The organism is Pseudomonadota bacterium, from assembly GCA_016927275.1.
Classification (GTDB): domain Bacteria; phylum UBA10199; class UBA10199; order 2-02-FULL-44-16; family JAAZCA01; genus JAFGMW01.
The window spans coordinates 1-5,164 of record JAFGMW010000055.1 but is presented as its reverse complement, the minus strand read 5'-3'; the positions used below and the strand labels follow the sequence as shown (position 1 = coordinate 5,164).

Genomic DNA, 5,164 nt, shown 5'->3' with positions numbered 1-5,164 from the left:
TCGTCGGTGTTGAACGTGTAGTTCTCGAAGTCCTTCTTGAGGGCGTCGTTCGCGCACTCGACGCTGCCCTTCACGCACCGGCCGCCCTTGAGCGTGTATTTGAGGGGCGTGGCCTTGAGGTCGCCGTATTTGCCCGTGAAATAGTCGCCGAGGCAGCCGTCTATCACCATCGTGCCCGCTGCGTCCGCCGGCGAAGAGAACACCTCGCCGTCCGGGAGGTTGGACCAGTGGCCGGGCTTTATGTCGCCGTCGCAGATGATCCACTTGAGTTTTCCGTCGAACTCGAAGGTGGCGTCGGTGCCGGCCGGGGTCTTCACCCAGATCTTCTTCGCCCGATTCACGATGTCGTACACCTTCTTCGACAGCTCCTGGATCTTCGCGTAGTCGGCCGACATCCCCTGGCTCATCATCTGCTCGGTGAAGTTGGGCATGTGGCCGTGGCGCACCTTGAACTCCTCCGTGATCTTGAGCATGGGGATGCGGAAGGTGGCCAGCTCGCCCTGCTTCCCCTGGGCCATGTAGAAGCTCGCCTGCGCCTTCTTCAGCACCTCGCCGACCTCCGACGGGAACGCGAGCGGGCGCGAGCCGTCCTCGGACCTCGCCCCGAAATCCTCCATCACGAACTTCTTCACGTTGCCGCCCGCCTTTTTCGCCTGATCGACCAGCGCGTCGGCCAGCCTCTCGGTAGCGCGGTCGGTGATCACGACGACGTTCTCGCCGCTTCTCACCTTCACGCAGTTGACCACCGCCTGCTTCGCTCCGAACTCTATCGGGTCCATGGCCTCTCCTTTCGTGAAAAGCCCCGGCAGCATCCCTCAGGCCGCCGGGGCAATCCTAAATTCGTCCATCCCGCTCAAGCCTCTTTCTTCGCCCGCTTCGAATCCACGTACACGTAGACGCACAGGGCGGCGAGCATCGCAAGCCCCAGCCAGTTCCCGAACGCGCCATCGTTCGCGAGGTCGGGCAGGATCGTTACGCCGGTCTCCGACTCGATGTACTTCAGCACCGCGCCGAGCACGCCCATGAGGGCGCCGCCCGCTATGAATCCGGATGCGATCAGCGTCCCGCGCTCGCGGCGGGCCCTTCCGAGCGCCTCGTCCTTGCCGGCGCTCCTCTGCACGTAGTGGGCGACCAGGGCGCCGACGAGTATCGGGGTGTTGAGCGAAAGGGGTATGTACATGCCGAGCGCGAACGCCAGCGGCGCGATCCCCAGCATCTCCATGAGGACGGCGATCACCGCGCCCACGCCATAGAGGAGCCACGGCGCGCTCTTGGCTGCCATGATGCCCTTGATCACCGCCGCCATCGCGTTGGCCTGCGGGGCCGGCAGCGGCTTCGGATGCTCGATCGTCGGCACGAAGCCGTAGACCTTGTTGAGCATGACGATCACGCCGGCGACCGTGGCCGCGGCGAAGACCGTCCCGAGTATCTTGCACCACTGCTGGCGCGACGGGGTGGAGCCGATCCAGTAGCCGACCTTGAGGTCGGTGATGAGCCCGCCTGACATCGCCAGGGCCGTGCAGACCATGCCGCCGATCACCAGCGCGGCCATCATGCCCTTCGGCCCCGAGAGGCCGACCGCGACCAGTATGAGGCACGAGAGGATCAGCGTTATCAGCGTCATTCCGGAGACAGGGTTGATTCCCACTATCGCGATCGCGCGGGCGGCCACCGTCGTGAAGAGGAACGAGATCACGAAGACCACCGCTATCGCTATGAGGCTGATCTTGAGCGGCGAGACCTGGCCCACCAGCACCGAGTACCTGAAGAACACGAAGCTCACGACTACGACGAGCAGCATGCCCACGATGACCGCGGCCATGGGGATGTCGCGCTGGGTGCGCTCCACCCCGGTCTCGCCCTCGTGCCTTTTGCGCGAAGCGAATATCTCCCTGAACCCCTTGGTGAACGCCTGAAGGATGATGGGGCTCGCCTTGACGATTCCGATGAGGCCGGCGGCGAATATCGCCCCGATGCCGATGTAGCGAACATAGGTCGAGAATATCTGGTGCGCGCTCATCGAGGCGATCAGGGTGTCGGGGTCTGCGGGCGGCATCGCGACCTGCATGAATCCGCCCAGGTAGTTGACCATCGGGATCATGACGAACCACGAGAGGAACGACCCGCACGCGATGATCATCGCGTAGCGTAGCCCCACGATGTATCCCAGCCCCAGAACCGCGGCGCCGGTGTTGATCGACATGACCGCCTTGACCTTGTCGGTCAGCGGCGCGAAGAGCTGGACCATGCCCGTCGTGAACTCCTCGGCCCAGCCTCGCATGGCTATCGAGACGAAGTCGTAGATCCCTCCGATGATCGCGGCGACCGCCAGCACCTTGGCCTGCCTGCCGCCCTTGGCTCCGGCGACCAGGACCTCGGTCGTGGCGGTGGCCTCCGGGAACGGGAGCTTGCCGTGCATGTCGGAGACGAAGTAGCGGCGCAGCGGCACGAGGAACAGGACGCCGAGGACTCCGCCCAGGGTCGCGGCCATGAAGAGCTGGAAGAGGTCGACGTGCGCGTCGAGCCCGAGGATGTAGAGGGCGGGCAGGGTGAAGATGGCGCCGGCCACGATCAGCCCGGAAGCCGCGCCGATCGACTGGATGACGACGTTCTCCAGTATGGTGGACCTGCGGCGGAAGAGGGTGCCGAGCCCCACCGCCAGTATCGCGATCGGGATCGCGGCCTCGAAGACCTGCGCGATCTTGAGGCCGAGGAACGCGGCGGCCCCGGAGAACAGGATCGCCATGATGATCCCCGTGAACACCGACCTGAAGGTTATCTCTTTGACCGAAGAATCTGCCGGCACGATCGGGGTGTAGGCCTCGCCTTTCTTGAGCTCCGTATAGGCGTTGTCCGGAAGGCCGGACTTCCCGTGGTGTTCCATTTTTCCTCCCCTATGAAAGTTGAATATGGCTAATGAATATGGCCAGTTTTGTCAACAAAGGCCGTGACTCGTGACTCGTAACTCGTGACTCGTGGTTCGTTATCTGCTATCCACACTGCATGCTTTTGGGGATAGAGGCGCTCATCAAGGACAGGCCGGAGCTGATCGAGGGCAAGAGGGCGGGGCTGCTCGCGCACGCGGCGAGCGTGGATGCGGCCGGCCGTCATACCCTGGACCGGCTCGCTAACGACGGCGGGGCGACGATCGCCGCGCTCTTCGGACCGGAGCACGGCTTCGCCACAAAGGCGGAGGACATGGAGGCGGTCGAGAGCCATGCCTATGCGGCGAGCAACGTGCCGGTCCACAGCCTCTACGGCAAGGACCTCGACTCGCTCAAGCCCACGCCCGAAATGCTGAAGGGGATAGACGCGCTCATCGTTGACCTTCAGGACATAGGCAGCCGCTACTATACATATATATGGACCACGGCGCTGTGCATGGAGGCATGCGCTGAGGCGAAAAAGCCGATCGTCGTGTGCGACAGGCCGAATCCCATCGGCGGGGAGCTGGTGGAGGGGCCAGGTATTGATGAAGGATATCAGTCCTTTGTAGGTCTCTTCCCCATACCGGTCCGCCACGGAATGACCATCGGCGAGATCGTTCAGCTCATGAACGATCAGGGGGGCATGGGCTGCGATCTTTCTGTCGTGCCGATGCAGGGCTGGCGACGCGATATGAGATGGGCGGAAGCGGGCCTCCCCTGGGTCAACCCATCCCCCAACATGCGCTCATACACCGCCGCGCTCCTCTATCCGGGCATGTGCCTCGTCGAGGCGACGAACATCTCCGAGGGCCGCGGCACCGACACGCCGTTCGAGGTGGCGGGCGCCCCGTACATGGACACGGACGAGCTGATGGAGGCGTTCAACGCGCTCTCGCTGCCGGGCGTGAGCGCAGCGCCCACCTCGTTCATCCCCACGAGGCAGAAGTGGGCGAACAGGCTCTGCCACGGGGTGCGCTTCGTGGTGTCGGACGAAAAGGGGTTCAGGCCGTATCTCGCCGGGCTCGCATTCATCTGGCTGTGCCACCGCCTCTACAGAGGCAAAGGCTTCGAATGGAGGAACGATCCCTACGAATTCGTGACGAACCGGCCCGCGATCGATCTGCTCACCGGCTCCTCCGCGTTCCGCGAGGCGATCGACGGGCTCAGCCTCGACACGATCGAGGTGCTGGCAAAGACCCCTTACGAACTGATCGAGATGCGCAGATCGGCGCTCCTCTACTGAAGACATGAAAAGCTCCGCGGCCTTCCCCTCATACATCGGCCTCATGAAGAGCGGCGAGCTGGCGCGCAGGGCGGGCCGCGCCTGGGCAGCCATGCGCTCCTGCCGCCTCTGCCCGCGCGACTGCGGTGCGGACCGCATCGCAGGAGAGCTCGGCTATTGCCGAATCGGCAAGAGGGCGGGGGTGGCGAGCGCGAACCTCCACCACGGCGAGGAGCCGCCCATATCGGGCACGCGCGGATCAGGCACGATCTTCTTCACAGGGTGCAACATGAGCTGCCGCTTCTGCCAGAACTGGCCGATCAGCCACCTGAGACACGGCGAGACGGTGACGGCGGCAAGGCTCGGCCGGATGATGCTGGGCCTGCAGAGGATGGGCGCGCACAACATAAACCTCGTCACCCCTTCGCACGTCGTGCCGCAGTTTCTCGCGGGGCTCGCGGTAGCGGCGAAGGAGGGGCTCTCGCTGCCGATCGTCTACAACTCGAACGGCTACGAGGGCATGGATGCGCTCGCGCTCCTGGATGGCGTGATCGACATCTACATGCCGGACATGAAGTACTCGACGCGCGAGTCGGCGGGGCGCTGCTCGCTGGCAGCAGATTACTGGGAGCACGCCCGGCCCGCAGTCAAGGAGATGTACCGACAGGTGGGCGCGCTCAGGATGGACGGAGACGGCATCGGCGTGCGCGGCCTTTTGATCCGGCATCTCGTGTTGCCGGGCGGCCTCGCGGGATCGGAGAAGGTCTTCGAGTTCATAGCGAAGGAGCTCTCGACCGACGTGCCGGTCAACCTCATGAGCCAGTACTTTCCCGCGCACGACGCGGTGGAGGACCCGCTGCTGGGGAGAAGGATCACCCGCGACGAGTTCAAGGAGGCCGAGGCGGCACTTCTTCGCCACGGCCTCACAGAGGGGTGGATTCAGAGGATCGAGGACTAAAACTCCATAAATGGATAGATATACGACCAATCAATTTCGGACTGACTCTCATCCTCG

General features: G+C 63.9%; 4 protein-coding genes. 2 read left to right on the top strand and 2 right to left on the bottom strand.

The window, feature by feature from the left end:
• The coding region (locus tag JXA24_03435; GenBank protein MBN1282808.1) for an aminopeptidase at positions 1 to 779 on the bottom strand (779 nt) is incomplete at its 3' end.
• A gap of 74 nt (positions 780 to 853) precedes the next feature.
• A complete protein-coding gene (locus JXA24_03430) occupies positions 854 to 2,884 on the bottom strand; it encodes an oligopeptide transporter, OPT family (GenBank protein ID MBN1282807.1) in 2,031 nt (676 codons plus the stop codon).
• Positions 2,885 to 3,003: 119 nt separating this feature from the next.
• Between JXA24_03430 and JXA24_03425 the strand changes: the two genes are divergently transcribed.
• Entirely contained in the window at positions 3,004 to 4,170 is a 1,167-nt protein-coding gene (locus JXA24_03425; protein ID MBN1282806.1) for a DUF1343 domain-containing protein, read from the top strand.
• A 4-nt stretch (positions 4,171 to 4,174) separates the two neighbouring features.
• Complete coding sequence (locus JXA24_03420) at positions 4,175 to 5,107, top strand: radical SAM protein (protein MBN1282805.1); 933 nt, start codon at positions 4,175 to 4,177, stop codon at positions 5,105 to 5,107.
• The last annotated feature ends 57 nt before the right edge of the window (positions 5,108 to 5,164 follow it).

Excerpts from the sequence above, each read along its gene's own strand:
- JXA24_03430 (MBN1282807.1), bottom strand. The coding sequence starts at position 2,884 with ATGGAACACCACGGGAAGTCCGGCCTTCCGGACAACGCCTATACGGAG.
- JXA24_03425 (MBN1282806.1), top strand. The coding sequence starts at position 3,004 with ATGCTTTTGGGGATAGAGGCGCTCATCAAGGACAGGCCGGAGCTGATC.
- JXA24_03420 (MBN1282805.1), top strand. The coding sequence starts at position 4,175 with ATGAAAAGCTCCGCGGCCTTCCCCTCATACATCGGCCTCATGAAGAGC.